This window comes from Asticcacaulis sp. (assembly GCF_051956075.1).
GTDB lineage: Bacteria > Pseudomonadota > Alphaproteobacteria > Caulobacterales > Caulobacteraceae > Asticcacaulis.
The window spans coordinates 82141-108753 of the sequence record NZ_JBQCGA010000061.1; the positions used below are offsets into that span (position 1 = coordinate 82141).

Sequence of the window (26613 nt, forward strand, 5' to 3'; positions counted from 1 at the left end):
TTTAGCTGTAGCTGTCAAGTGCGGTAATGGCGTGGGATGCGCGGGCCGAGGCGGGTCAGCCATTCGTAGCCGATGGTGCCGGAGGCGGCGGCGACCGCATCGAGGTTCTGCGCCGGGCCGAGGAGTTCGACCTCATCGCCGACCTGAACGTCGAGGCCGGTGACGTCGAGGCTGCATACGTCCATCGAGACGCGCCCGGTCAGGCGGCGTTGTTCGCCATTCACGGTGACGAAGCCATTGGGCGTGAAGCTGCGCAGCAGGCCGTCGGCGTAACCGATGCCTATGGTGGCCAGTTGCATGGGTTCGGCGGCCTCATAGGTCGCGCCGTAGCCGACGGTTTCGCACGGTTCCAGCGGGCGGACTTGCAGGATGCGGGCGGTCAGGCGGGCGACGGGCCGGATGTCGGGGTGGGCGACGCCGAACGGGCCGCCGCCATAGAGGCTGATGCCCGGTCGGATCAGGTCGAAATGGTAGTCGGGGCCGAGAAAGGCGCCCGCGCTGTTGGCCAGGGATTTGGGCGCATCGAAGGCGGCTGAGGCGTCGCGGAAGGCGGTCAGTTGCCGCGCATTCATCGGATGATCGCGTTCGTCGCCGCAGGCGAGGTGGCTCATGACGAGGCTTAAGGGGCGGGTTTTCGGCAGGGCGGCGAGGTCGTCGGGGCGGACGCCGAGGCGGTTCATGCCGGTGTCGATATGCAGGGCGGCCTCGACGCGTGCGGGGCCTTGCAGCCATGTCGCATACTGTTCGGCGCTGTTCAGCACCGGGCGCAGAGTGTGCGTCAGGAAGGCTTGCGGATCGCCAGCGAGGCCGTCCAGCACATAGATGACCGCCTCCGGCAGGGTGTGGCGCAGGGCTATGCCTTCATCGAGGCGGGCGACGAAGAAGGTGCGCGCGCCGTGCCGGGCCAGATGCGGGGCGATGGCGGCCATGCCGAGGCCGTAGGCGTCCGCCTTGACCACGGGCGCGATCTCGGCGCCGGGGCATTGGCGTTGCAGGGCGCGGTAATTGTGCAGCAGGGCGCTCAGGTCGATATCGAGCCGGGCGGTGGGGTGTTCAGACGTCATGGACGGGGGATAGCATGATGCGCGGCTGGCGGGAATGTGGGGAGGAAGAAAGAAAGCCTCGCCGCTCCGCAACTGCGGTCCTCCTCCCCAGCTTGCTGGGGAGGTATGAGGGGGCTATTACATTTGTAGCATTGCGGCATTCGGTCAATGTCCAATGCGCACACTCCATACGTTCAAACTACGCCTCGACTGGTGGACATTTTTCTGGTCCTGCGAAATATAGGTGTAATGAAAATGTCCTCCGATTGGCCGCTCAAAAGCATTGAATTTATTGTCTCAGAAGCAGCCCGACTTCGAGCTGAAATCGGAAAACAAAGAGATGGCGGCTTTGCTGATGACTTCCTGAACTACCTACCGGCTGCTGACATTCCAGGTATAATTCCCATTGGCTATGCCGGAATGTCGGAGGTGCATAAGCTAGCTGCTGAGGCAATTAAGCGTCGTAATTTGACTGGCCATATCCCCGTTGAAGAAGCTGCTCAATTCCTTAAAAAGCGGATATCGTCTGACATCTTTGGTAGCGACCAGTTGATCGGTAAAACCGAAATCGATCGGATTTTACGCGATTGCGGACGGGCTATGGCACTTAATTGTGAAGCCCAAACTCATTTTTTCCCCGTATACCTAATGAAGGATCAAGAGCCGGAAACGATTGATCTCGGCGCTGTACGCTTCCATTCAAAGAACGGTTTCCAACGAGTTTGGCGAGAACGATATCCTAATAAGGAGCAACTGGATAAAGGAAATCCAGACTTTGCCAAATTTCGAAATGAAACCTTAGATCACTATGGCGGCTTCAGTTGGATAGCTGAGGCCAACATCGAAGGCTGCCATCCAAAAATCGCTGAACAATTGGCAAAAAGCGCGGTAACCAGTGCGGTGGACTTTCTCCACTTAATAATTGGCGCTCCGTGGACGGATCGCTTCGAGACCAATCCGACACTTCGAGCCGACAAATCTTACTATCATTTGGCCGTAGCATCCAAGAGTGGTCTTAAGTTGCATAAGTCCACTGGTCGTAGCAATGAAGTTCCACTGGGGGAAGCTTGGCCGGGGCTACTAGAGGATGGTGATGAAGCATATTTTCTCTCGCAAGCACACGTAATATTAAAAGCAAAAACAGTGCCGAACCCAAAATGGCCGTTAAGTCTTCGCTTCCTAGACGGGCTACAGTGGTATGGTGAAGCGGTCAGAGACAGTGGACATGCGAGTTCTGTAATCAAATATGTCCTTTGTCTCGAACGCCTATTAATGACTGACGGTAAGGAAGACGTCACGCAAGTCCTCGTAGAGAGGGCTTCCAATGTTGGGATGCCTGTGCGCCTTAGAAGTGAGAAACTTCGCACTGAATTGAGTGAAAAGGTTCGCCAAGTTTACAAGCTTAGGAGCAAGCTTGTCCACGGATCGTTATCACCAAATGACCCAAATGTCACTAAGGGTTTAAAGTCATGTCGTGAACTAGCGGAACGCATTCTAAAAATGTATTTAGTGGCATTCAGGCCAGATCAATTCGAAGATAGCACTTTCAATACGAAAAAGCTTGATGACTGGATGAACGGCACCAAGACAAAAATAGACGACCACATCCGTTATTTTCGTTCATATCAAAGTCCTCGTCTTCCATGGCCTAAGCGTCAAAACGAAGCGCGCAATGACAAATGAAAACGAATGACGCATAGCGGATCTGAAAAATTCTCGATGAAGGCGTGTTTTACCCTTATTCCATATTATAATTATCGTACCTGCCGCTTTGCGCCAGGTTGCCGAATCTGGTGACGTTTTCGTCGAAGGAGAGGCGGACGGTGCCGATGGGGCCGTGGCGTTGTTTGCCGATGATGACTTCGGCGGTGCCGCGGATGCGGTCCATGTCTTCCTGCCAGGTCAGGTGTTCGGGCGTGCCTTCGCGCGGTTCGGCGCGGCCGAGATAGTAGCTTTCGCGATAGACGAACATGACGATGTCGGCGTCCTGCTCGATCGAGCCGGATTCGCGCAGGTCGGACAGTTGCGGGCGCTTGTCGTCGCGGCTTTCGACCTGACGCGAGAGCTGCGACAGGGCGATGACCGGCACGGCCAGCTCCTTGGCCAGCGATTTCAGCCCCATGGTGATGGTCGAGACCTCCTGCACGCGGTTTTGGGAGCCGCCGCCTTCGCCGAGCGTGATGAGCTGGAGGTAGTCGACGATGATGCAGTCAAGGCCGACGGTGCGCTTTAAACGGCGCGCGCGGGCGGTCAGCTTGGCCAGGGTGATGCCGCCGGTGTCGTCGATATAGAGCGGGGCGGCGCTGATCTCCATCGCCGCCTCTTTCAGACGCGCGAATTCCGACACGTCGATCTCGCCCTTGCGCAGGCGGTCGGAGGAGACGCCCGACGCATCGGCCAGCAGGCGGGTGGCGAGCTGGTCGGCGGACATTTCCAGCGAGTAGAAGGCGACCACGCCGCCATCGACCGTCTTGCGCGTGCCGTCGGGTTGCGGCTCGTAGCTGTAATGTTTGGCGACGTTCATGGCGATATTGGTCGCCAGCGCGGTCTTGCCCATCGACGGGCGGCCCGCCAGGATGATCAGGTCGGACTTGTGCAGGCCGCCGATCTGCTTGTCGAGGTCGGCCAGGCGCGTGGCGATGCCGGCCAGCCCGCCGTCGCGGTGGAAGGCTTCTTCGGCCAGACCAATCGCGCCCGCGACCGCATCCGAGAACGGCACGAAGCCGGTCGAGGAGCTTCCCTTTTCGGCCAGGTCGAACAGTTGCGCTTCGGCGGCCTCGATCTGCTCGCGCGCGTCCATCTCGCCCGACGCGCCTTTGGCGATTTCGCCGCCGAGCCGGATCAGTTCGCGGCGCAGGGCCAGGTCGTAGATGACGCGCGCATAGTCGGACGCATTGGCGGCGGGCGGGGCGCGGTCCACCAGGTCGGCGAAATAGCGGATGCCGCCCAGGTCATTGAAGGCCTGATCGGACTTGAACTTGTCCACAAGCACGATCGGCTCGGCCAGATGGCCGATGCGGATCTGCTCTTCGATGGTGGCGAACAGGCGCTGGTGGAAGGGTTCGTAGAAATGCCGCGCCTGCAGGCCGTCATAGAGGCGCTCATAGGCGCCGTTGTCGAACAGGAGGCAGCCCAAAAGGGCCTGCTCGGCCTCCAGGTTGTGCGGCAGGGTGTGGAGGGCGGCATCGGGGGCCGCGAGGGTCGCTGTGTCGGGCATGGTTAGGTTCATAGCCGTCTTGTGCGCGCCAGCATAGCCTGAGTCGGCGTCTGTCCACCGGGGAGTGTCCACAGGCTGTTAAGTGTGGGGATGAACACGGGAAGTAAGGGGGGAACCGCAGATTTACGCAGATTTGCGCAGATTTTTCGGCGGCGCGGGCGGCTGCCATATGTGGAGCGTGGTCTGTGACTGGCGCTGCGCGCCGGTTTAATCGTGGCGGCTCATCTGCGTAAATCTGCGTAATCTGTGGTTCTCTTGCCTAAACAAAAAAAAGCCCCCCGCGCGGGTGCGCGGAGGGCTGTAAGGGTAGGTTGTGACGCGGCTTACCAGGTCTGGGTCAGCTTGGCGTACAGGTAGCGGCCGTTGAAGCCGAACGGCGAGAAGCGGTCGAAGGCGAGGGCGCCGACGCCGTTGCCGCTGGTGATGTTCAGATTGGCCGGAACCTTGTCTGGATAGACGTCGAACAGATTGTCCGCGCCGACGGTGAGGACCGTGCCGGTCGCGAAGCGGTAGGAGCCGCTCAGGTCGGTGATGGTCTTCTTGCCGGTGTGGATGTCGCTGGCCGGGGTCGAGGCTGCGTCGATCACGTCGCCGTAATAGGTGGCGCGCGCATTGACCGACCAGGCGCCGTCGGTCCAGTCCACGCCGAACGTGCCCTTGTTCTCAGGCGAGCCGTTGGTCAGGATGTACTGACGGGTGCGGGCGAACAGGGTCGGGGCCGGATTGAGGCTGGAAAGGGTGTTGATCGTCGGCATACGGTTGATGACCGTATTGCTGTTGGCCCAGGCCAGCGACAGGTTGAAGCGGCCATAATGGTCGGTCGGGATGCGATAGTTCGCCACCGCATCGACGCCGCTGGTCGTGGTCGTCACGCCGTTCATGAAGAAGCGCGCGGCGGTCACGTTGTAGGGCGCCAGGATCGGGGTGATGTTGCTGCCCGAAATGTTTTCCGACAAAACGATGCGGTTGCCGATGCGGATATTATAGCCATCGACGGTCAGTTCGAACGGGCCCTTGTGCCAGACGAAGCCCAGGGCTTCGCTGGTCGAGGTTTCCGCCTTGAGCTGCTGCGCGCCCAGCGTCCTGGCGACGTCGCTGGTGGCCGGGAAGGTGCCGGTCTGGACGATTTCGCTGACGCCGTTCGTGGTGACGATGTTGCTGGAGGTCGCGGTGAAGTACTGCTGCTGCAGCGACGGGGCGCGGAAGCCGCTCGACACCGAGCCGCGGATCGCGAAGGACGGGGTGAAGTCGTAGCGCAGGGCCAGCTTGCCCGACGTGTTGTCGCCGAAGTCGGAATAGTTCTCGTAACGCACGGCGGCGTCATAGCTGAACTTTTCGGTGAAGTTGCCCGCGACGTCGGCGTAAACGCCGACGCTGTTGCGGTTCTTATCGACCTCGTTCGACGGCTGGAAGCCGCCGAAGCCCTGTGCGCCGCCCGACTTGCCGGACGCGCCGAGCGGACCGATGGCGTAGGACTGCTCCTCGCCGCGCTTGATCTTATAGGTTTCGTCGCGCGCTTCGAGGCCGAGGGCCAGGGTCATCGGGCTGGCCAGGCCGACTTCGAACGGGCGGCTGATGTCGGCGTTGAAGACGGTCTGACCGTACTTCATCTGGCCGTCATAGAAGTTGCGCTGCGACTGGTCGCCATAGGAGGCGTTGTCGCTGTTGAGCGTATAGTAGTCGAGCGTATTGTCGCCGTGGGTCAGGCTGAAGTCCGACGCCCATTCGCCGATCGAACCGCGCAGGCCGATCGTGGCGCCCAGATCCTTCGACTTGGCCTCGATGATCGGCAGGAAGCCGTTCGGATAGAGGCTGGCCACCGTGCCGGAGCTGGTGGCGTGGCGGAAGAAGGCGGCGCTCTTGGAATCGACGTCGCTGTAGTTGAGGTTGCCGTACAGCGACCAGGTGTCGTTCAGCGGCTTGCCCGCATTGGCGAAGATGGCGAAGTTCTTCTGGTCCGGATCGCCGTAGCGCGAAGTGACGACGGCAGGCGAGACGGTGTTGTCGATGTCGCCGCGCGAGGTCGGCTGGCGGCGGCGCGCTTCGGCGGACAGGGTCAGGAAGCCGTCCGAGCCGAGCTTGAAGCCCGCCCAGCCGCTGACGTCGGTGGTGCCGCCGTCATGGGCGGTGCGCGACGAATTGGCCGCCTTGATGTCAGTGTCGTATTCGCCGTAGGAGACGGTGACGCCGCCGCCGTGATCGGCCTGACGCAGGTGGAGGTTGACGACGCCGGCGATGGCGTCGGAGCCGTACTGCGCCGAGGCGCCGTCGCGCAGCACTTCGAGGCGGTCGAGCGCGCTTTCCGGGATGGCGTTCAGATCGACCGCCGACGAGCCGCGGCCCATCGAGCCGTTGATATTGACGAGGGCCGAGGTATGGCGGCGCTTGCCGTCAACCAGAACCAGCGTCTGATCCGGCGACAGGCCGCGCAGGGCGACCGGACGGATGCTGTCGGTGGCGTCGGTGCCGCTGGGGCGCGGGAAGTTGACGCTGGGGGCGGCGCGGGACAGGCCCTGCGCCAGTTCGGAGGAGCCCTGCGCCGTCAGGGTGTCGGTCTTGACGACATCGACCGGAGCCAGGGTGTCGAGGCGCGAACGATGCGAGGCGCGCTGGCCGGTGACGACGACCTCGGTCGGCTGATCGGACGCGGCGGTCGATGAGTCCTGAGCGAAGGACGGGGCGGCGAAAGCGGCGCTGAGAGCGATGGCGGAGGCGGCGAGAAGCCAGGTGCTTGAGCGGGACATTAGGGAGGTCTCCATTTGGGCGATACCGACGAAAACACGACACAATGACGGTCGGATGCGCCACAGTTGGTCACATTGCTGTCGGATTTAAAGATGGTGCGCCGCAATAGATTTTCGCCTGAGAAGTTAGGAAAACTATCGGCGGGCGGCGCGCCGCTACAGGAATGGGGAGAAAACGCCTTATATTTATGACGTTTTCATTACAGTCCGCTGCGCTGGGGCAGGGGTGGGCGGCGCCGTTCACGTGATCACAAAGGCGGTCATGTGTGGCGAAAACGTCACGAAATTGCGGCGCAGAGACGCGAAAAAGCCCCGGAAGGCGGACCTTCCGGGGCTTCATTCAGACTCACATGGAGCCAGACTTTACGCTTCGTAAGGCGCGTCCGCCATGGCGGCGCCGGCGCCGCCTTCGAGCATATCGGCCGCCGCGGCTTCATCCGCGAGACGGTCTTCCTCGAATTGCGCGGCGATGACGTTCTCACCAGCGGCCTGACGTTCGGCCTCGTCCTGCGAGCGGGCCACGTTCACCGTGATGGTGATTGCGACTTCGGCGTGCAGGCGCACCGAGATCTGGTGCAGGCCCAGGGTCTTGATCGGCGTGTTCAGGACGACCTGATGACGCTCGACCTTGCCGTCGGCTTCGGCCACGGCGTCCACCACGTCGCGGGCGTTGACCGAACCGTAAAGCTGGCCGGTGTCGCCGGCCTGACGGATGACGATGTAGGACGAACCGTCCAGTTCCGAGGCGGCCTTTTCGGCGGCGGCCTTGGCGGCGGCGTTGCGGGCCACGATCTGTTCCTTCTGGGCCTCAAAGACCTTCAGGTTGGCGGCGGTGGCGCGCAGCGCCTTGTGGCGCGGCAGCAGGTAGTTACGGGCGTAGCCGTCCTTCACGCCGACGACGTCGCCGATCGTGCCGAGGTTTTCTACGCGTTCGAGCAAAACAACTTTCATGATCCGTACTCCTTACTTCACGACGTAAGGCAGCAGGGCCAGGAAGCGAGCGCGCTTGATGGCCTTGGCCAGTTCGCGTTGCTTCTTCTGGCTGACAGCCGTGATGCGCGAGGGAACGATCTTGCCGCGCTCGGAGATGTAGCGTTGCAGGAGCTTGACGTCCTTATAGTCAATCTTCGGGGCGTTGGCGCCGGAGAACGGGCACACCTTGCGGCGGCGGAAGAAGGGACGACGGGCGGGGGCGTTGCCGACGGGGGCGCCGACAGTGGGGGTGTTGGTGTCTTCAGCCATGGTGAAAACCCTCCCTTATTCCGAGGCTTCGGCGCGGTCCGAACGCTCGGAGCGTTCCGGGCGGTCGCGGCGGGCCAGAATGGGCGACAGTTCGAGGTCGAGTTCCTCGACGCGGATGGTCATGAAGCGGATGACGTCTTCATTGATCGAGAGCTGGCGCTCCATTTCCTTCACGGCCGGGGCCGGGGCGTCGATGGCCAGCAGGGAGTAGTGGCCCTTGCGGTTCTTCTTGACGCGGTAGGTCAGGTTGCGCAGACCCCAGTATTCGATCTTGGCGATGTGACCGCCATTTTCTTCGATCAGGGCCTTGAGCTGGTCGTTGAGAGCTTCCGCCTGTTGCGGCGAAATATCTTGTCGCGCGATGACGACGTGTTCGTAATAAGCCATTTTATCCTCTTCCGTTGCGCCGGGCGGCACGATCATGAGCGGAAGCCTCAGGGATCGTGATGGATCGGGGTTCGCACGATGCGAGCCGACCGACCGGCAGGGACGCGCGCCCCTTACAGGATCAAACAGGAAAAGGCAAGCGAAGGCTGTGTTCAGGCGACGTCTAATTGTTGCGGCTGCGACATAGTTGCGGGTCACAAATGTGAGAGGGTCACATAGTCGCTTGCAATTGTAACGGGTATGGTATCCATCGTATCAGATCAGCGGGAGGGATGAGGTAAGGTGAGAGCGAGGGGGACAGGCCGGTGGATGCTGGCGGGCGTCAGCATAGTGGCTCTGGTCAGCGCGTGGTCTGCGGGGGCGCAGACGACGGCGGCGGCCGGGAACAAGGCGGCGAAGACCGCGCCGTCAGATGCGACGACGCAGGTGACGGTCGAGGGCAAGCATAAAGAGGTCGCTGACCGCATCGACCGGCGCGTCTATGACGTGTCGAGCGATCCCGATGCGGCGACGGGGACCAGCGCCGATATTCTGGGCAAGCTGCCGTCGGTGCAGGTGACGCCGTCGGGCGCGGTGTCGCTGCGCGGCGACCGGCGGGTTCTGGTGCTGGTGGACGGCAAGTATCCGGCCAACGGCAATGCCGTCATTCAGGATATGCCAGCCTCGTCGATCGAGCGGATCGAGGTCATGACCACGCCGTCTGCGCAATACGCCGCCGACGCGCCGGGCGGCGTCATCAACATCATTACAAAAAAACGCGCGCATCTGGGCGTCAGCGGCGAGGTCTCGGCGCGCGTCGATAATGTGCGCGACAATCTGCACGCTTCAAGCGTGGTGACAAAAGGGCCGTGGACGCTCGATACAAGGCTGGTTGTGATGCGCGCCCAGAAGGACTGGCGGCAGAACAGCGTCCTGACCGCGCCGTTTGCGATGACCGATACGGGCCGGTATGGCTGGGCGCAGGACGCCGTCATCGCCACCGCCAATCTGACCTACAGGTTCGACGACAAGCGCAGTCTGGCCTTTGACAGCGAGGCGCGAAGCGTGTGGGCGCGGCTGCGCAATGACGATCAGTACCGCTCCGACGACATCAGCTACGATCAGGCCGGACGCGGACGCATCCATGACCAGTACGCCTATGTCGAAATGATCTATGAAGACAATGATACGGATACAGGGCGGCATCTGACTCTGGATACGTGGCATGTCGATTACGACACCCTGACCCGGAACGCCTATCGCGACAATTATCTGTCGGCGCCCGGCGGCGCGGCGGTCTATGGCCACCATATCCGCCGTCAGGGACCGGAGGACGACATCAAGCTCGACTATGAGCGGCGCATGGACAATGGCGATCAACTGACCGCCGGGGCGGAATGGGCGCGGATCGAGGCCGATATCGCCACGATTTTTAATGATTCCGGCGCAGTTGCGGGACCGTACCCGGATGGCTTTACGCAGAGTTTCAGCGGCGCGCGCACGACGTTGGACGCCTATGTGACCTATCAGCATGATGTCGGCGCCTGGACCGTGCTGCCGGGATTGCGGCTGGAGCAGGAACGGATCGACGCCCAAGGCGATGTTGGATCGGCTTCGCCGGACTTCACCCATGTGCTGCCGTCGCTGCATCTGGCGCATGCTCTGGGGCAGGGCAAGCTGCGCATCGCCTATAACCGCAAGATCGAGCGTCCGCAGATCACGCAATATAACCCAAGCATCGCCTATTACGGTTCGCGCAGCGCCTATCAGGGCAATGCCGATCTGAAATCGCCGACCACGGACTCGTTCGAGATCGGTTACGATCTGAACAAGGGCGACACGCTGACCGGGGTCACCGTGTACAGCCGGATCACCCACGACCTGCTGACCACCTATAGCCGCGACATAGGCGACAACGTCGTGCTGACGCAGGACGTCAATGCGGGCAATGCGCGCCAGACCGGCGCCGAGCTATCGCTCAAGGCGCCCTTGCCGCATCATTTCAAATACATGCTGGACGTGAACCTGTTTGCCGAGGAGACGCCCTATTATAACGGCGTGGACGGCGCGACGCACAGCCAGATGACCTATACCGGCAACGGCTATCTGGAATATGACCGCAGCAATGGCGAGCAGTATCAGGTCAGTTTCGGCGTTTCAGGCCGCCGCCTGAGCGTTCAGGGCTATGCCGAGCCGACCAGCCATGTCGATCTGAGCTGGTCGCGACCTCTGACGAAAAAGGTGTCGCTAAGCGTTTCCGCCAGCGACATATTCAAGGGGCAGGACCGGATTGCGGTCGTCAACACGCCGTCCTTGCGCGGACGCGTGACCCAGTTCGACAACGAACAGGTCTGGCGCGTGGGGCTGGCCTGGAAGTTCGGCGGGGGAAGCTAGGCGGAAACGCCAATGCCTTGTGATCCACAGATGACGCAGAGGGTGTCCGTTTTCAGCTTCATGCCGGGATAGCGATCCCTCAGGAAACGCGCCGAAAATCTGCGTCATCTGTGGATAAACTTTCTACTGCCCGATCGCCGCCAGCAGGCTTTTGACGTGGGTGGCGGCGTTCATATCGTCGTGGACGAAGGTGATCTTGCCGTCCTGACCGACGATGTAGGAGATGCGGCTGGCCATCTGGATGGCGGGCATCTTGGCGTCGTATTCTTTGGCGACCTTGGCGTCGGCGTCGGCGGCGACCGGGAACTTGCCCTGGCAGGTCTGTTCCGAGAATTTCTGCAGCGTGCCGATGTCGTCCGCCGACACGCCGATCACCGTGACGTGCTTGGCCTGAAACTGCGGGATGGCTTCGGAGAATTCGTGCGCCTCCAAAGAGCAGCCGCTGGTGAAGGCCTTGGGGTAGAAATAGACCACAACCGGGCCGGACTTCAGCGCCTTGGCCAGCGAGAAGGTGCTGACCTGGCCATTGGTGGCCGCGTGTAGTTTGAAATCAGGCGCCGTGTCGCCGACCTTGAGCGCCGCCAGCGACGGCGTGGCGGTCATAAGGGCGGCGGCGGCGATGGCGCCGGGAAGAATGGACGTGATAAAGGACTTCATGGCGTGTCTCCTCAAGCTATTGTGACGCTACGCCTTATACGCCGCAGCGGCAAGTTGGGTTACACAGACTTGCCCTCCTGCGCGGTTTGGCCTAACCAGCGGGTCGCTTTTAAGACTTCAGGGAGTCGCTTCAGATGAGTTTGGCCTTCGTATTTCCCGGACAGGGCTCGCAGAGCGTCGGCATGGGCGCGGAGCTTTATGAGTCGTTCGCCACCGCGCGCGACGTCTTTAACGAGATCGACGAAGCCCTGGGCCAGAAGCTGTTTGCGCTGATGAAGGACGGGCCGGAGGATCAACTGACCCTGACCGAAAACGCCCAGCCCGCCATTATGGCCGTATCGCTGGCTGTGGCGCGGGTGCTGGAAAAGGATTTCGGCGTTTCCTGCGCGAAGGCGAAGTATGTCGCGGGCCACAGCCTGGGCGAATATTCGGCGCATGCGGCGGCGGGGACGTTCTCGCTGGCCGATACGGCGCGGCTTCTGAAGCTGCGTGGTCAGGCCATGCAGCGCGCGGCGCCGGTGGGCGTCGGGGCGATGGCCGCCCTGATCGGCAAGGCGGATCTGGAGCTGGCGGAAAAGGCCTGCGAAGCCGGACGCGCGGCGGGCGTGGTCGTGGTCGCCAATGACAATAATGCCGGTCAGATCGTGATTTCCGGCATGAAACAGGCGGTCGAACTGGCGATGGAGACGGCCAAGGCGCTGGGCGCCAAGGCGATGCTGCTCAATGTCTCCGCGCCGTTCCACAGCCCCTTGATGCAGCCCGCCGCCGATGAGATGCGCGACGCTTTGGCTGCTGTGGCGATTAATACGCCGGTTGCGACCCTGGTGGCCAATGTCACCGCGCGTCCTGTCGCGGACAAGGGCGAGATTATCGGTCTGCTGGTCGAGCAGGTGACGGGCCGGGTGCGCTGGCGCGAGAGCGTGATGTGGCTGGCCGGGGAGGGGGGTGTGACGACATTCGCCGAACTGGGCGCGGGCAAGGTGCTGACCGGCATGGGCAAGCGCATCGCGCCTGACGCGCAATCGGTTGCGCTTAATGGCGCCGCCGATTTCGAGACTTTTGCGAAAGACTTGTCTTAGGGGCAGGTTTCCACTACACCGCCGCGCTGATTTCAGGAGATATCATGTTTGAACTGACTGGCAAAACCGCTCTTGTCACCGGCGCGACCGGCGGGCTCGGCGCGGAAATCGCCCGCGCCCTGCATGGTCAGGGCGCAAAAGTCGTACTGTCCGGCACGCGCGAAAACGTGCTGGCCGATCTCGCCGCTGAACTGACAGGCGCGGTCATCGCGCCGTGCAACCTGTCGGATTCGGCTCAGGTCGATGGCCTGGTCGCCAGGGCCGAAGAGGCTGCGGGCGCGGGGCTCGACATCCTGATCGCCAATGCGGGCATTACGCGCGACGGCCTGATCCTGCGCATGAAGGACGAGGACTGGGAGACGGTGCTCAAGGTCAATCTCGAAGCCTATTTCCGGCTGGCGCGCGCCGCCACGAAGGGCATGATGAAGCGCCGTCATGGCCGCATTATCGGCATCACGTCGATCGTCGGCGTGACCGGCAATCCGGGCCAGACCAATTACGCCGCCTCCAAGGCGGGCATGATCGGCTTCTCCAAGGCGCTGGCTCAGGAGGTCGGTTCGCGCGGCATTACGGTCAACTGCATCGCGCCGGGCTTTATCGCCTCGCCGATGACGGACGAGCTGAACGAGGCGCAGCGCGCGGCGATTCTGGCCAAGATTCCGGCGGGCGACCTCGGCAAGGGCGCCGACATCGCGGCGGCGGCGGTCTATCTGGCCAGCAACGAGGCCGGTTACGTCACCGGCCAGACCTTGCACGTCAATGGCGGCATGGCGATGATTTAAATTGCCCGGACACAGTCTCGCCACGACTATTGTTGTCAGAGGCAAGAGTGTGTTAGGCAAACTTGAAATGGCTTGAATCACGGACCATCTGTGCCTACAAGACCAAATCTGGATTCTGATTACCCCTCCAAGCCCTTACGGGTCAGGGGTTTTGGATAGTTAAAACCTCTGAAGGGACTATAAATGTCTGATGTTCTTGAACGTGTTCGCAAGATCGTGATCGACCACCTGGACGCCGATCCGGACAAGGTGACCGAAAAGGCCAGCTTCATCGACGATCTGGAAGCCGATTCGCTCGACATCGTTGAGCTGGTCATGGCTTTTGAAGAAGAGTTCGATATCGAAATTCCGGATGACTCGGCTGAGCACATCCTGACGGTTGGCGACGCCGTCAACTATATCAACGAAAAGCTGAAGGCCTAAGCGAAAGCTTTTGCGCGAGCGCGGTTTTCAGACTCCCGCCGGGGGTCTGGCCGCGCTCGGTTTCTTTGGGGCCGGGGTTTCGGCAAAAACTTGGGGTGAGCATGGTTCGTCGCGTCGTTATCACAGGTCTGGGTCTGGTTACGCCTCTGGGCGCGGGAGTCGATGTCTCCTGGAAACGCTTGATCGACGGTCAGTCAGGCGCCGGTCCGATCACCGCTTTCGACGCCAGCGACTATGCCTGTCAGGTCGCCTGCGAAATCCCCAGCGTCGATGGCCGCGGCGGCGGAACGCCCGATATGGAGGGCGTGTTCGACCCGTCGGCCATCCTGTCCAACAAGGAGCGCCGCAAGGTCGATGACTTTATCCTGTACGCCATTGCGGCGGCGGATGAGGCGCTCAACGACGCGAACTGGCATCCCGAAAGCGATGAGGATCAGGAGCGCACCGGCGTGATGATCGGCTCCGGCATCGGGGGCCTTGGCGTCATCGCCGAAACCGCGCTGGAAATGCAGGCCAAGGGCCATAAGCGCATCTCGCCCTTCTTTATTCCGTCGGCCCTGATCAATCTGGCTTCGGGGCAGGTGTCGATCCGCCACAAGCTCAAAGGTCCGAACCATGCGGTGGTGACGGCCTGCGCGACCGGCGCCCACGCCATCGGCGACGCGGCGCGGCTGATCAAGTCCGGCGACGCCGACGTCATGGTGGCGGGCGGCGCCGAATCGTCGATCGTGCCGATCGGTATTGCAGGCTTCATCGCCTGCCGCGCGCTCTGCACGGCGTTCAACGACAATCCCAAGGCGGCGTCGCGCCCCTATGACAAGGACCGCGACGGCTTCGTCATGGGCGAGGGCGCCGGAATCGTCGTCCTCGAAGACTATGAACACGCCAAGGCGCGCGGCGCGAAAATCTACGCCGAGGTGCTGGGCTACGGCCTGTCGGGCGACGCTTACCACATTACCGCGCCTTCCGAAGACGGCGACGGCGGTTTTCGCGCCATGAGGGCGGCGGCGAAGACTGCGGGCGTCGATCCGACCGAGATCGACTATGTCAATGCGCACGGCACTTCGACCATGGCGGACGGCATCGAACTGAAGGCGATTGAGCGTTTTCTGGGCGAACGCGCCGCGACGGGGACCGTGTCCTCGACCAAGTCGGCCATCGGGCATCTGCTGGGCGGCGCCGGGGCGGTGGAGGCGATCTTCTGTACGCTGGCCATCCGCGATCAGGTCGCGCCGCCGACGCTCAATCTCGACAATCCCGATGTGGAAACGCCGATCGACCTCGTTCCGCACAAAGCCAAGTCAATGAAGATCGACAAGGTCATGTCCAACAGCTTCGGCTTTGGCGGCACCAATGCGGCGCTGATCCTCGGCAAGGTGGCCGACGCCTGAGATGACGGACAAGCCCGCGCCGAAACAGGTCAGATCGCTGCTGGCGCCGCTGGCCGGACTGATGGCGGGCGTTTTGCTGCTGATCTTCGCGGCGGGATTGTTTCTGTACGCCGAACTGTTCGGCCCCGGCTCCAGCGCGCCGACGCGCGTCACCTTTGCGCACGGCATGAGCGTTTCGGCCATGGCGACGCAGTTGCAGAAACAGCATGTCATCCATTCGTCGACCCTGTTCCGCATCGCGGCGCGGCTGCGCGGGCATGAAAACGGCCTCAAGGCGGGTGTGTACGAATTTCCGGCGCGCACTTCGCTGATCGGCGCGCTCAGCCAGATCGAAGCGGGCAAGGTCGTGCAAACCTATGTCACCATCCCCGAAGGCCGCACCTCGGCTCAGGCGGTGCGCATCCTGATGGGCGTCAAGGATCTGACCGGCGACATCGAAGTCCCGCCGGAAGGCGCCATCCTGCCGGAAACCTATCTCTATACGCCCGGCGAGACGCGGCAGGCGGTGCTGGAGCGCATGCTGGAGGCGGGGCGCAAGACGCTCGACGAGCTATGGGCGAAGCGCGCGCCGGGTTTGCCGTTCGCCAACAAGGAAGACGCGCTGATCATGGCGTCGATCGTCGAGCGCGAAACATCGCTGCCCAATGAGCGTTCGCACATCGCCGCCGTGTTTATCAACCGTCTGAAGCAGGGAATACGGCTCGGCTCCGACCCGACCGTCATCTATGGCGTGTCGCATGGCGAGCCGCTGGGGCGCGGCCTGACCAAGACGGAGCTGGAGACCTGGACGCCATGGAACACCTATCAGATCGACAAGCTGCCGGTGACGCCGATCTGCAATCCGGGCCGCGCGTCGATTGCGGCGGTGCTGACTCCGGCGCAGAGCGACGATCTCTATTTCGTCGCCAACGGAACCGGCGGGCATGTCTTCTCGGCCACCTATGAGGAGCATCTGGCCAATGTCGCCAAGTGGCGCGCGGTGGAAAATCAGGTCGATGTCTATACCTCGTCGGCGATGACCGACGATCTGACGCCGGGCGAGTCGGCGATGGCGCATCTGGATGTGGCCAAACCGGGCGCCAGGCCGGAAAAGGCGCAGGCCGCGGCGCCGGTGCAGTTAAAAGGCAAGTCCTGATCGCTTATCGGGCTTATACAACGAAAGGCGTCGCATGGCTTTGAACAGCATGACCGGCTTCGCCCGCATTGAGGGCGGGCTGGGCGAGCTGAACTGGACGCTGGAGCTGCGCAGCGTCAACGGGCGTGGGCTGGATGTGCGCTACCGCTTTCCGGCGGGGTTCGAGGCGGTCGAGCGGCTTGGCCGCGAACTGAGCAAGCGGCATTTTCAGCGCGGGCAGATGAACCTGACCGTCAGCGTGACTTCGGCGCGGGCGGCGACGGGCGTTGCGGTGAATCAGGCGGCGCTCGATCTATATATCGCCGCCAGCAACCGGCTGGTCGAGGCGGGCCATGCGCTGACGCCGGGGGCGGACGGGTTGCTGGCCCTGCGCGGGGTGATCGAGACGTCAGGCGATGAGGGCGTGGCGCTCGATGAGGCGGCGGAGGCGGCTTTGGCTGCCGATCTGGCGGCCTTGTGTGAGGGCATGAACGCGGCGCGCGCCGCCGAAGGACAGGCGCTGGAGGCCGTGCTGAACGGGCATCTGGCCAGTATGGAAAAGCTGGTGGCGGAGGCGGAAGCCTTGGCGCAGCAACAGGTCGAGGCGATCCGCGACCGCTTTGCGCGCCGGATGGCGGAGTTGAGCGGCGAGGCGGGCGAGGGCCTGGCCGAGCGCGTCATGCAGGAGGCGGCGGCTTTAGCGGTCAAGGCCGATGTGCGCGAGGAGCTGGATCGCTTGCATTCCCATATCGAACAGGCGCATCGCCTGATTGGCGAAGAGGTCGCGCCGGGGCGCAAGCTCGATTTCCTGGCGCAGGAATTCATGCGCGAGGCCAATACCTTATGTTCAAAATCGGCGCTGATCGCATTGACCCGCACGGGGCTTGAACTTAAAGCCGTCATCGACCAGTTCCGCGAACAGACGCAAAATGTGGAGTAGCGCATGTCCCAAACGCAAAAACTGAGACGCGGCCTAATGCTGATCGTCGTCGCGCCGTCGGGCGCGGGCAAGACGTCCCTGTGCCGTCGCCTGATGGCCGATCATGGCGATCTGGAGCTGTCGGTGTCGGTGACGACGCGCGGTCCGCGTCCGGGCGAGCAGGACGGGCGCGAATATCACTTCATCACTGACGGCGCGATGGATGAGTTGGTGCAGGGCGATGCGCTGCTGGAATGGGCGCCGGTGCATGATGCGCGCTACGGCACGCCGCGCGAGCCGGTGGAGCGGGCGTTGAGTCAGGGCAAGAATGTGCTGTTCGACATTGACTGGCAAGGGGCGCAGCGCATCTCGGTCAAGGCGCCGTCGGACGTGGTGCGGGTGTTCATCCTGCCGCCGTCGATGCTGGAGCTGCGCCGCCGGTTGGTGGCGCGGGCGCAGGACGAGATGGACGTGATCGAGCGTCGTCTGACGCGCGCCAAGGGCGAGATCGCGCACTGGGCGGAATATGACTATGTCATTCTCAACGACGATTTCGACCGGTCCTATGCGGAGCTGGCGCATATCTATCATGCCGAGGCGTCGCGGCGGTCGCGGGGATTATGGATTGCGCCGTTTGTCGATGAACTGATGGCGGAGGCGATCTGAACCGGTTATGGGGCGTGGGGTCGATGACCCCACATCTTTCCTGTCTTCCTTTTCGACACCCGCCCCAAAGGGCGGATGGCGAAAAGGAAAAGAGGAAGGCTGGGGCCATTGGCCCCAGACCCCGTAACTGGGTTCAGAGCAGTCCGGCCATCCTCACAAAATCCCCCGGCGCCACCTGCTCCGCGCGTAAGGTCGGCTCGATTCCCGCCCGGACCAGCAGCGCCTCGCCGCCCAGGGATTTCAGCGAAGCCCGCAGCATCTTGCGGCGCTGACCGAAGGCGGCGGCGGTCAGTTTTTCGAGGTTTTTGACAAGGGCGTCGTCAGGTCGCTCCGCCTTAGGCGTCAGCCGCACCACCGCGCTGTCCACTTTCGGCGGCGGGGTGAAGGCCCGCGCGGGCAGGTCCATGATCTTCTCACAGTCGCACAAGACCTGCGCAATCACCGACAGACGGCCATAATCATCGTCCCCGACCGGCGCCACGACGCGCAGCGCGACCTCAAGCTGGAACATCAGCGTCATCGACAGAGGCCGCCACGGCCCGGTCAGCCACTTGATCAGCAAGGGCGTGCCGACATTATAGGGCAGGTTGGAGACAATATGCGCGCGCGGCGGCAGGTTGCGATCCGCAAGCAATGCAGATTCGTCAACCTTGAGCGCGTCGGCTTCGATGACCTCAAAGCGTTCGCCATACGGGATTTTCAGTTCTTCGAGCAGGTCGATGAAACGCGCGTCCTTCTCGATGGCGATCAGGCGCGAGGCCTCGGTTTCCAGCACGGCGCGCGTCAGGCCGCCGGGGCCGGGGCCGACCTCAATCACCGTATCGCCGTCATACGGGCCACCCAGACGCACGATCTTGCGCGTGACGTTGAGGTCGAGCAGGAAATGCTGGCCGAAGGCTTTTTTCGCCATCAGGCCGTGCTGCTCCAGACTTTCGCGCAAGGTGGGCAGGTCGGTCATGCGGCGCGGCTTCGGTTGGCGGCGATGGCGTCGGCGGCGCGGATCGCTTCGATCAGGCTGTCGGGGCGCGCCTTGCCCTTGCCCGCAATCGCGAAGCCCGTGCCGTGGTCGGGCGAGGTGCGCACGATGGGCAGGCCGAGCGTGATGTTGACGCCGCGCCAGAAGTCTAACGCCTTCAAAGGGATAAGCCCCTGATCGTGATACATGCACAGGACGGCGTCATAGGCGCGGCGCGCTTCGGCGTGGAACAGGGTGTCGGCGGGCAGCGGGTCGGTGATGTCGATGCTTTCGTTTTGCAAGTGATGCGCGACGGGGCGCAGCAGGTCGATCTCCTCGCGCCCGATGGCGCCGTCTTCGCCGGCATGCGGATTAAGCGCGGCGAAGGCGATGCGCGGATTGGCGACGCCAAAGTCGCGGATCAGGGCGGCGTGGGTGATGCGCGCGGTTTCGGTGATAACGGCGGGGTTGAGATGTTCGGAAACATCTTCGATCGCGACATGGATGGTGGCCAGGACGACGCGCAGGGCGCCGGAGTTGGCGGCGTCGGGCGCGGTCAGCATCATGACTGGGCGCGGCGCGACCTCGCCGTTGCGGCACAGATCGGCCAGATATTCGGTATGGCCGGGAAAGCTGAAACCGGCGCCGTACAGCACCGACTTGGCGATGGGGGCGGTGATCAGGGCGCGCGCGGCGCCGCTTTGGCACAGCTCGACGCCTTCGCGGATCCAGCCGATGATGTGCGACGCGTGCGCGGCGTCCGGCTGGCCCGGCGTGGCAGAGGCCGTCAGCGGGCGATCCAAAACGGGTAGGGCGTTGGCGAAGGTCTGCGGCGCATCGGCGAGCGCGGCGCAGCGCGCGACCGGGGCATAAAGGCTCAGAAGATCGGCGTCGCCCAGTACGGCGAAGGCGAGATGCGGCTGGTCTTTCAGCGCGCGCCAGGCGGCGGCGATGATCTCCGGGCCGATGCCGCACGGATCGCCCAGACTGACGATCAGCGGAGATGCGGATGCGGTCATAGCGCCTCCTTACTGGAGGTGTTCAATCGTCGCCGACGCGCGCAGTTCGCGTAAGTATCGCTTGCCCAGCATGGCGAGACGCTGATTGACCAGATTATCCTCCAACTGGCTGCGCGACAGGGCGTTGTCGCCCGCCAACTGGCGGCTGCAGACATAGAGGATATTGGTGTTCTGGCTGTTTTTCAGCGGGGAGGTGACCTCGCCTTCCTTGAGCGGATGCAGGGCGTCGAAATATTCCGGCGTCAGGGTGCTGAGCTGCACCTCGCCCAGATCGACCAGTTGCACGCCGGAAGCGGCCTTTTCGTTCTGATCGTCAAAGGCGTCGCAGGTCTTGACCCGGTCGCTGAACGCGGTCAGGGCGGCGGAGCCATTGCCGTCCGACAAGGGCACAGCGGCCTCTTTCAGATGGAACAGCATGTCGGCATTGCCGTCGGTCTTGCGGCGCAGCAGCAGAATATAGGCGCCGTCCTTGGTCATGACCGGCGGGCTCATCTCGCCAGGCTGCAACTGCTTGAGCGCGGTTTCGATGGCCGGGTCGATATTGCCGGACACCAGCCAGCCCTCATCGCCGCCATTGGCGGCGGAGGGCGCGTTGGAAAACTGGCGCGCGACGGCCTGGAACGGGGCGACCTTTTTCTGGAGCTGGTCGTACAGTTGTTGCGCGCCTTGCTGCGCCGCCTGCATGGAGCCGGCGACCTGCGGGTCGATGAAGATTTCCGACACCAGATATTGCGGCTTCTGGCCGTCGGCGATCACCTTGTCCATCATGGCGTCCACCTGGGCCGAGCCGACGGCGGCGTTGGAATGGTAGCGTCCGCCGACCAGTTCCTGCCAACCGATGCCCGCGCGGATCTGTTGACGCAGGGTGTCGGCCTCGACGCCGACGCGCTTGAGTTCGGCCAGCAACTGGTCCTTGCTCATATTGCTCTGACCGGCCATGCGCTTCAGTTCGTCATCGACCTCCTTGTCGGTGACCTTGAGCTTCCAGTGATTCATCTCCTGCATTTCCAGCTTTTCGTCGATCAGGCTGTTCAGAGCCTGCTGCTGGAAGGCGGCGTAATTGTCCTGGGTGACCTGAACGCCGGAGGTGACGATCAAAAGCAGCATGCGCTGCTTCAGATCGTAGGAGGTGATCATGTCGCTGTTGACCGACACCAGCACGCCTTCGCCGAGCTGCGGCAATTGCGGCGCCTGGGTGTTCGCCGTCAGCGGGGCCTGCGAATCGAAGGCGGCGTCGCCGCTGTTGGCGGTCAGGGGCGGCGGGGTCAGGCCCTGCGCAGATGCGCCGCCAGCGATCACGACCATAATGCACGCCGCCGCTGCCGCGCCGTGGCGCAGGGCCATCCTAAGCTTGGAAGAGTCGGCGGAGAAGGTTGAAAATCGCATAATGGGCATTCGTCGGTTGTATGGCTTTGTCAGGATTAACGCACGTCGGAGAACTTGTGACCAGACGTTCCCAATGTGGCGAAGTTAAGTCGGAACAGTATCGTGGACTGCGGCTTATGGTTATAATTGACCAACTGGCTGTCGTTCTTCTGATACACCAGTTCATACCAGATGCAATCGTTCTTATAGATCAGGCTGACGGTCGACCGATGCCAGGTGTTCAGAACCAGATCGCGGTCAACGCGCGCCGACACACCCCAGTTTTTCGTGAAGAAATGCTGAGCGTAAAGTTGCAGATCGCGGTAATTGTCGCCGGTCGTGTTGAGTCCTTCCTGCGAAGGCAGGACGGTGGCGGATCGATAAAGCGTCTGAATTTGCGCTTCGGTAAGGACGTCGTTGAAAATGTAGCGCAAGGTCGCCTGAGTTTTTGACGTGATCGCACTCAAGCCGAATTCGCCCTGAACGGGCTTAAAAGTACTTGAGTCGAGACGCAGCCGCTCATAGCCGTTCAGGCCCTTGGTGAGGACAAACGAGCTATCTACGATCCAGTCAGAGTTTTTCCCGCCAAGACCGGAGGGGTCGTAGGTATAGGCGCCGCTTTGACCCGATTTATCCGTGACGGTGAACGTCTTTAAGAACTGATCTTCCGGCTTATTGCGCAGGGTGCGGCCGACCAGCAGGTCGAACGAGCGGCCGCTGGTGAAGGTCACGCTGGTGCGCAGGCCCAGATTGGCGCGGGCGCCGCCTTCATAAACGTCGAAGCCGGGCGCCTTGTTGATAGCGAACAGGGTGGTTTCGTCGAACTCGACGCTCTGGCTGTCTTCGTTGGGCTGATATGGGCTTTGCTGCGCGTTGGGCGAGACCAGGAATTCGCCGATCGGTTCGACCACGACCGTCGCGCCGCTGAATTTGCGCAGCAGCGGATAGCTGACCTTAAAGCCTGCTGTGGCCAGGTCGCGTGAGATGCTTACGTTATCTTTGGCGAGGACCAGATTGGTTTTTGATAAGCCATAGAGACGATATTCGTCATGGCGTAAATCAAGCACGGGCCCCCAGCGTAAGCCGCCGCTCGTCGTCATACCTCCGCTGTAGTTGACACCAATGCTGCCACGTACGCTATCAAATCCATTGCTTTCGTCGTTGGTATAGTTCCCGTAGTTGGGAAATAGGTCTGGAAGTGTACCAGCGCCGATTTTTTTGTGCTGCAAACCGAGCGCATTGAACGAAAATGTCAGTTGTCCGCCCAAAATACGCGCGCGCGGCGACCAGTAGCCTTCGATCATCGGCGCGATGACAGGGTAGAGGGCGGAATCGGTGGCGTAGGGTTGAACCAGATTTTGGTCTGCGGCGTTGAGGGCGGGATTGTAATCCAGATAGCCCGCGATTTGCAGGCTTTGGAAGCTGGCCATCGTGAGGGCGAAGTAGCTGTTCGGCGTTTGCCGGATCAGATTCAGCTGATTGATCAACTGGCGGTCATCGACCGAAAAGTCGCCGACCTTATCGAAGGCGCCGTCGATATTGTAGCGTTCAAAGAAGTTGGCGTAGACGCCGCCGCGCGGGAGCGAGAGCTGGCCGCCATCATAGCTTCCCGCCGCAAAATCGTCCCTCACATGCTGCGCCGTGAAGTTCCAGCGCCAGTTATCATTGATCTTGAAGGCGCCGTCGGCCAGGATGTAATCGCGGATTTCCGCCGGACCGATCTTGTTGCCGTGATTGTCGAAGAAGGATTCGTTGGTCACGCCGCCGCGGATGTGCAGCAGGCCGGAATAGAAGTTGCGCTGATAGTCGATGTTGAGCAGCGGCGCGACGCTGGCGTTGAGCTGCGGGCTGATGATCAGTTGTTGGTAGGGCGAGATCGACCACAGATAGGGCTGCTCATAGGAGAAGCCGCGCTTGCGGCCAAATGCGATCTTGGGCTCCAGAAATCCTGAAGCGCGGTCCAGAGTCGGGTCCGGCGTCCACATATAGGGCATATAGACGACCGGAACGCCCTGCAGGCGCAGGATGGCGTTCTGATAATAGACCATCTTCTGGTCCTTGCGCTGCGTGACGCGCGAGGCCTGGATGGACCAGCTTGGTTCCTGTGTCTTGCCGTGCGCGACGCAGAGGTCGCAGGGCGTATAGATCACATTGGTCAGCTCATTGGTGTTCGGGTCGATCTGTTCGACCTTACGCGCGAACACCTTGGCGTTGTCGCGGCTGATGGCGGCGAAATTATAGCTGACGCCCGACTTCATATTGTCGTCGTAAGTGATGGAATCGGCGTCTTGAATCGTGCCGTCATCGTCGATGGTGCGGGTGTGTCCGGTCGCCACGGTGACGCCGGTGTCGGAATTGTACTGGACCTGATCGGCGTTGATCGTGCGGTCCTTGTAGCGCATCTCGACGGCGCCGCTGGCGACGAACTGGTTTTGCGCCGGGCTTTGGACCTGATCCGCCTCGACATAGGCCGCGCCCGGCTTCAGGCCGTCTGGGCCGGGCTGATCCGATTCGGGCGATGTGGCGGACGTGGCGGCCTTATTGGGCGTGGCGGCGGGCGGAGTGGTCTGCGCCGCGGCGGCCATCGCCAGTTCGAACGATAGCTGCATGCCGGTATGGTCGCCGTCCGCAGCGGCGCTGGCGAGCAGCGGCGCGGCGTGGGCGCCGCCGACGCAGGCCGCGCTCATCGCCATGAAAGACACCAGTCCGGCGCTCAGGTTCGGGGAGTACCGCTTCATCATCGCCCTAAAGAGATTCATGCCAGGGATTGCGCCGTCCACGCCGGCAGGCATGTGACATAGCACAATTTCGTCGTGTACGCTGCGCGCGCCGCCATGAGCTATCCATCTTCCGTATAAACAAGCAATGTCATCGCGGCGAGCAGGGCCAGTACGGAGGGCGACCATCCGGCCAGCGCGACGGGAATCACGCCAGCCTTGCCCATTGAGGAAAACAACTGATTAACGAAGAAGATGACGAAACCGAGGCTGACGCCGGAAATCACCAACTGCGTCATGCCGCCGAGGCGCATCAGGCGTAAGGAGAAGGCGGCGCCCAGCGCGGTCATGGCGGCGAACATCAGCGGCGTCGATAACAGTTCGTGCAGCTTCAGCTCATAGAGCGCGGTTGAGGCGCCGGAGGCGGAGTTGCGCGCGATCAAGCCCGGCAACTGCCAGAAGGCGACAGACTCGGTGTTGGCGTAGGTTTTGAACGCCTTTTCGGGGTCAAGATTGGAGTTCAGGCTGAGGACGTCATAGGCCTGAACCGGCTTGTCGAGCGTGTATTCGCGCGCATTGCGCAGCAGCCAGTGGCCGGTGTTGAGATCGGCGCTCTCGGCGTCAACGCGCTCGTCAAATTGCGGGCGACCCTTGCCGGTGACGTTGTAGATCCAGAAGGTGACGCCCTTCAGGCGATGCACAGGCCCCGCCTGCTGCGATTCGGCGCGGATGATCATCTGCTGATCGTTGTCGCCCTGACGCATATATACGGTCTGCGTCCCGGCGGTCGCGAGGTCCACCGGATTGGTGACGCGGTCATAGGCGTCGCTTAGATGCGAAGCGACCGGGTTCAGAACCGTCAGGGTGACGACGCCGAAGGCGAAGGCCAGAATCGTGGCGGGCAGGATAAAGCGCCACGCCGAGACGCCCGCCGCGCGCATGGCGATCAGCTCGGAATGGCGGTTCAGGCCGATAAAGGCCAGGATCGCGCCGAACAGGAAGGCGAAGGGCAGCAGGATCAGGATGGTGCTGGGTGATTTTTCCAGCACCAGGCCGATAACCGATACGCCGGACAGATCGGCGTTGCCGACCAGGGTGCGCGAAATCTCGACATAGTTGACCAGCACGATCAGGCACGAAACAACCGCCAGCGCTGCGCCGAACATGGCGATGCAGGTGCGCAGGATATAGGTTTCCAGCCGACTCTTGCGCCAGGGATTGAGGGTGGACAGTACGGCGTTCAGCATCCTTGGCGTCCCCCCTAAGTCAGCGGCTGTAACTGGCCGGAAGCGCCAACCGCGGTCAGGCCGCCGCTGGTGGCCAGCATCCGGTCGCGTTTGCGGATGGCCTGTACGCACAGATAGATCGGTACGAGCGGCACAGCGTATTGCAGAATGTTCAACGGCGCCGCGCTGGCGCATACAGACGTGACAACGATGCCGAGGATGCGCGTGCCGCCTGCGGCGGCGGCGGCGATGGCGATGCGGCGTCCATAGCCGTTGCGGCTGAAGCCGCCGCCCATAACGGCGAGCAGGGCCAGCATCAGGAAGCTGAGATTATAGAGCGGCGAAGCCAGCCGCGCATGACCCTCGGCGTATAATTTGCGCCAGTTGCCCCGGTCCCAGTCGCCGCCAATGCCCGGCAGTTTGAGATTGGGAAAGAACAGTTCGTGCATGTAGCGGTCGCTTTCCTTGAATTGCAGGAAATCGTCCGTGGCGAAATAGGGGGTGATGTCGATGCTGTATTCGTCGAAGGTCGTGTGGTCGAGCGCGCCCTGATCATTGACCTGTTCGGTCGAGCCCTGACGCATGACGAGATAGGACAGACCGCCCTGCTTGATGATGCGGCCTTCGCGCGCCGCATAGGTGCGGTCGTGGCCGCCCGTCGCCGGGGTGCGGATGAAGATGTCGCGCAGCAGGCCGTTCTGGTCGATGCGCTTGACATAGATGGTCAGACCCGTCGCCGAGGTCGAGAAGTCGCCCTCCTTGACCAGGGTGGCGACGAGGTCGTTCTTGATGTTGAACAGCTCGTGCCGCATGGCGCGCGCGGTCAGCGGTTGCAGGAACAGATTGGCGACCAGGCTGATAAGGGTGAAATAGACGCCGATGCGCACCACCGGATAAGCGATGCGCGCCAGCGACATGCCGCTGGCGTAGGCGGCGGTGAACTCATACTCGCCCTGCAGCCGCGTCAGCGCGACCAGTCCGCCGACGAACAGGGCGATAGGAAAGATCATGCCCGCCAGTTGCGGCAGCGACAGAAGCGTGATGCGCAGGAAGGTCCAGGTGCTTTGCCCGCGCTCGACCACCAGGTCGAACTGCGACAGGGACTGGCTCAGAAGCGCAATCGCCGTCAGGGCGGCGACGGCGCCCAGCACCGGCGTCAGGGTCTGACGGAATATATAGCGGTCGAGGGTGCGCATTACGTAAGGCGTGACCTATAGCGGCGGCGTGTTCCGCTCCCTTTTGACCGCTTACGCGGTTAATTACAAGCCGCCCCGTCGCGCCGCACAAATTTTGT

Annotated in this window: 22 protein-coding genes; 9 read left to right on the forward strand and 13 right to left on the reverse strand. The window is 62.3% G+C overall.

Translation table 11 applies throughout. The features are described 5' to 3' along the window. Positions 1-14: 14 nt before the first annotated feature. Positions 15-1064 carry an alanine racemase gene (gene alr, locus ACTHLA_RS16980; RefSeq protein ID WP_440192227.1) on the reverse strand — a complete coding sequence of 350 codons (1050 nt, stop codon included), beginning with the start codon at positions 1062-1064 and terminating at the stop codon, positions 15-17. Between the two features lie 234 nt (positions 1065-1298). On the opposite strand from alr, the gene ACTHLA_RS16985 reads away from it, so the two are divergent. Further along, entirely contained in the window at positions 1299-2726 is a 1428-nt protein-coding gene (locus ACTHLA_RS16985; protein ID WP_440192230.1) for a hypothetical protein, read from the forward strand. A gap of 55 nt (positions 2727-2781) precedes the next feature. Here the strand turns inward: ACTHLA_RS16985 and ACTHLA_RS16990 are convergent, their stop codons facing one another. The 5 genes from ACTHLA_RS16990 to rpsF form a co-directional block, all read right to left on the reverse strand. Then, entirely contained in the window at positions 2782-4272 is a 1491-nt protein-coding gene (locus ACTHLA_RS16990) for a replicative DNA helicase (RefSeq protein ID WP_440192232.1), read from the reverse strand. Between the two features lie 311 nt (positions 4273-4583). Continuing rightward, positions 4584-7004 carry a TonB-dependent receptor plug domain-containing protein gene (locus ACTHLA_RS16995; protein WP_440192235.1) on the reverse strand — a complete coding sequence of 807 codons (2421 nt, stop codon included), beginning with the start codon at positions 7002-7004 and terminating at the stop codon, positions 4584-4586. Positions 7005-7367: 363 nt separating this feature from the next. Further along, a complete protein-coding gene (gene rplI / locus ACTHLA_RS17000; RefSeq protein WP_440192238.1) occupies positions 7368-7955 on the reverse strand; it encodes a 50S ribosomal protein L9 in 588 nt (195 codons plus the stop codon). A gap of 12 nt (positions 7956-7967) precedes the next feature. Then, positions 7968-8246, reverse strand: coding sequence for a 30S ribosomal protein S18 (gene rpsR / locus ACTHLA_RS17005; protein WP_440192241.1), 279 nt, complete (start codon positions 8244-8246; stop codon positions 7968-7970). 15 nt (positions 8247-8261) lie between these two features. Further along, positions 8262-8633 (reverse strand): 30S ribosomal protein S6, encoded by a 372-nt coding sequence (rpsF, locus tag ACTHLA_RS17010; protein ID WP_440192244.1) that lies wholly within the window; start codon positions 8631-8633, stop codon positions 8262-8264. A gap of 309 nt (positions 8634-8942) precedes the next feature. Here rpsF and ACTHLA_RS17015 point away from each other — a divergent pair, with 309 nt between their 5' ends. Further along, positions 8943-11006, forward strand: coding sequence for a TonB-dependent receptor (locus ACTHLA_RS17015; RefSeq protein ID WP_440192247.1), 2064 nt, complete (start codon positions 8943-8945; stop codon positions 11004-11006). A 123-nt stretch (positions 11007-11129) separates the two neighbouring features. Here the strand turns inward: ACTHLA_RS17015 and ACTHLA_RS17020 are convergent, their stop codons facing one another. Then, complete coding sequence (locus ACTHLA_RS17020) at positions 11130-11663, reverse strand: peroxiredoxin (RefSeq protein ID WP_440192250.1); 534 nt, start codon at positions 11661-11663, stop codon at positions 11130-11132. Positions 11664-11797: 134 nt separating this feature from the next. Between ACTHLA_RS17020 and fabD the strand changes: the two genes are divergently transcribed. The 7 genes from fabD to gmk all read left to right on the forward strand — a co-directional run bounded on the left by fabD (position 11798) and on the right by gmk (position 18037). Continuing rightward, positions 11798-12742, forward strand: a complete 945-nt coding sequence (gene fabD / locus ACTHLA_RS17025; RefSeq protein ID WP_440192253.1) for an ACP S-malonyltransferase — start codon at positions 11798-11800, stop codon at positions 12740-12742. Positions 12743-12786: 44 nt separating this feature from the next. Continuing rightward, positions 12787-13524, forward strand: coding sequence for a 3-oxoacyl-[acyl-carrier-protein] reductase (gene fabG, locus ACTHLA_RS17030; RefSeq protein WP_440192256.1), 738 nt, complete (start codon positions 12787-12789; stop codon positions 13522-13524). Positions 13525-13707: 183 nt separating this feature from the next. After that, positions 13708-13947, forward strand: coding sequence for an acyl carrier protein (locus ACTHLA_RS17035; protein WP_440192259.1), 240 nt, complete (start codon positions 13708-13710; stop codon positions 13945-13947). A gap of 101 nt (positions 13948-14048) precedes the next feature. Continuing rightward, a complete protein-coding gene (fabF, locus tag ACTHLA_RS17040; protein WP_440192262.1) occupies positions 14049-15338 on the forward strand; it encodes a beta-ketoacyl-ACP synthase II in 1290 nt (429 codons plus the stop codon). Between the two features lies 1 nt (position 15339). Further along, a complete protein-coding gene (gene mltG, locus ACTHLA_RS17045; RefSeq protein ID WP_440192265.1) occupies positions 15340-16473 on the forward strand; it encodes an endolytic transglycosylase MltG in 1134 nt (377 codons plus the stop codon). Between the two features lie 34 nt (positions 16474-16507). Beyond that, positions 16508-17392 (forward strand): YicC/YloC family endoribonuclease, encoded by an 885-nt coding sequence (locus ACTHLA_RS17050; RefSeq protein WP_440192268.1) that lies wholly within the window; start codon positions 16508-16510, stop codon positions 17390-17392. A 3-nt stretch (positions 17393-17395) separates the two neighbouring features. Continuing rightward, entirely contained in the window at positions 17396-18037 is a 642-nt protein-coding gene (gene gmk, locus ACTHLA_RS17055; RefSeq protein ID WP_440192271.1) for a guanylate kinase, read from the forward strand. 133 nt (positions 18038-18170) lie between these two features. Here gmk and rsmA read toward each other — a convergent pair whose 3' ends face one another. The 6 genes from rsmA to ACTHLA_RS17085 all read right to left on the reverse strand — a co-directional run bounded on the left by rsmA (position 18171) and on the right by ACTHLA_RS17085 (position 26515). Then, complete coding sequence (rsmA, locus tag ACTHLA_RS17060; protein ID WP_440192274.1) at positions 18171-18995, reverse strand: 16S rRNA (adenine(1518)-N(6)/adenine(1519)-N(6))-dimethyltransferase RsmA; 825 nt, start codon at positions 18993-18995, stop codon at positions 18171-18173. Further along, positions 18992-20011: a 4-hydroxythreonine-4-phosphate dehydrogenase PdxA gene (pdxA, locus tag ACTHLA_RS17065; protein WP_440192277.1), complete on the reverse strand. Its 1020-nt coding sequence runs from the start codon at positions 20009-20011 to the stop codon at positions 18992-18994. The genes rsmA and pdxA overlap by 4 nt, the downstream gene beginning before the upstream one ends. Positions 20012-20020: 9 nt before the next feature. Beyond that, positions 20021-21355 (reverse strand): foldase protein PrsA, encoded by a 1335-nt coding sequence (locus ACTHLA_RS17070; RefSeq protein ID WP_440192280.1) that lies wholly within the window; start codon positions 21353-21355, stop codon positions 20021-20023. A 77-nt stretch (positions 21356-21432) separates the two neighbouring features. Continuing rightward, positions 21433-24135, reverse strand: coding sequence for an LPS-assembly protein LptD (locus tag ACTHLA_RS17075; protein ID WP_440192283.1), 2703 nt, complete (start codon positions 24133-24135; stop codon positions 21433-21435). Between the two features lie 80 nt (positions 24136-24215). Beyond that, positions 24216-25340 carry an LptF/LptG family permease gene (locus ACTHLA_RS17080; RefSeq protein ID WP_440192286.1) on the reverse strand — a complete coding sequence of 375 codons (1125 nt, stop codon included), beginning with the start codon at positions 25338-25340 and terminating at the stop codon, positions 24216-24218. 14 nt (positions 25341-25354) lie between these two features. Further along, on the reverse strand, positions 25355-26515 hold the full coding sequence (locus ACTHLA_RS17085; protein WP_440192289.1) for an LptF/LptG family permease: 1161 nt from the start codon (positions 26513-26515) through the stop codon (positions 25355-25357). Positions 26516-26613: the final 98 nt, after the last annotated feature.

Coding starts and splice junctions, on each gene's coding strand:
- ACTHLA_RS17070 (WP_440192280.1), bottom strand. CDS start 21,355: ATGGCCCTGCGCCACGGCGCGGCAGCGGCGGCGTGCATTATGGTCGTG.
- ACTHLA_RS17080 (WP_440192286.1), bottom strand. CDS start 25,340: ATGCTGAACGCCGTACTGTCCACCCTCAATCCCTGGCGCAAGAGTCGG.
- ACTHLA_RS17035 (WP_440192259.1), top strand. CDS start 13,708: ATGTCTGATGTTCTTGAACGTGTTCGCAAGATCGTGATCGACCACCTG.
- ACTHLA_RS16985 (WP_440192230.1), top strand. CDS start 1,299: ATGTCCTCCGATTGGCCGCTCAAAAGCATTGAATTTATTGTCTCAGAA.
- ACTHLA_RS17075 (WP_440192283.1), bottom strand. CDS start 24,135: ATGAATCTCTTTAGGGCGATGATGAAGCGGTACTCCCCGAACCTGAGC.
- rplI (WP_440192238.1), bottom strand. CDS start 7,955: ATGAAAGTTGTTTTGCTCGAACGCGTAGAAAACCTCGGCACGATCGGC.
- fabF (WP_440192262.1), top strand. CDS start 14,049: ATGGTTCGTCGCGTCGTTATCACAGGTCTGGGTCTGGTTACGCCTCTG.
- fabG (WP_440192256.1), top strand. CDS start 12,787: ATGTTTGAACTGACTGGCAAAACCGCTCTTGTCACCGGCGCGACCGGC.
- pdxA (WP_440192277.1), bottom strand. CDS start 20,011: ATGACCGCATCCGCATCTCCGCTGATCGTCAGTCTGGGCGATCCGTGC.
- alr (WP_440192227.1), bottom strand. CDS start 1,064: ATGACGTCTGAACACCCCACCGCCCGGCTCGATATCGACCTGAGCGCC.
- ACTHLA_RS17015 (WP_440192247.1), top strand. CDS start 8,943: ATGCTGGCGGGCGTCAGCATAGTGGCTCTGGTCAGCGCGTGGTCTGCG.
- gmk (WP_440192271.1), top strand. CDS start 17,396: ATGTCCCAAACGCAAAAACTGAGACGCGGCCTAATGCTGATCGTCGTC.
- ACTHLA_RS16995 (WP_440192235.1), bottom strand. CDS start 7,004: ATGTCCCGCTCAAGCACCTGGCTTCTCGCCGCCTCCGCCATCGCTCTC.
- rsmA (WP_440192274.1), bottom strand. CDS start 18,995: ATGACCGACCTGCCCACCTTGCGCGAAAGTCTGGAGCAGCACGGCCTG.
- ACTHLA_RS17050 (WP_440192268.1), top strand. CDS start 16,508: ATGGCTTTGAACAGCATGACCGGCTTCGCCCGCATTGAGGGCGGGCTG.
- ACTHLA_RS16990 (WP_440192232.1), bottom strand. CDS start 4,272: ATGAACCTAACCATGCCCGACACAGCGACCCTCGCGGCCCCCGATGCC.
- ACTHLA_RS17085 (WP_440192289.1), bottom strand. CDS start 26,515: ATGCGCACCCTCGACCGCTATATATTCCGTCAGACCCTGACGCCGGTG.
- rpsR (WP_440192241.1), bottom strand. CDS start 8,246: ATGGCTGAAGACACCAACACCCCCACTGTCGGCGCCCCCGTCGGCAAC.
- rpsF (WP_440192244.1), bottom strand. CDS start 8,633: ATGGCTTATTACGAACACGTCGTCATCGCGCGACAAGATATTTCGCCG.
- ACTHLA_RS17020 (WP_440192250.1), bottom strand. CDS start 11,663: ATGAAGTCCTTTATCACGTCCATTCTTCCCGGCGCCATCGCCGCCGCC.
- fabD (WP_440192253.1), top strand. CDS start 11,798: ATGAGTTTGGCCTTCGTATTTCCCGGACAGGGCTCGCAGAGCGTCGGC.
- mltG (WP_440192265.1), top strand. CDS start 15,340: ATGACGGACAAGCCCGCGCCGAAACAGGTCAGATCGCTGCTGGCGCCG.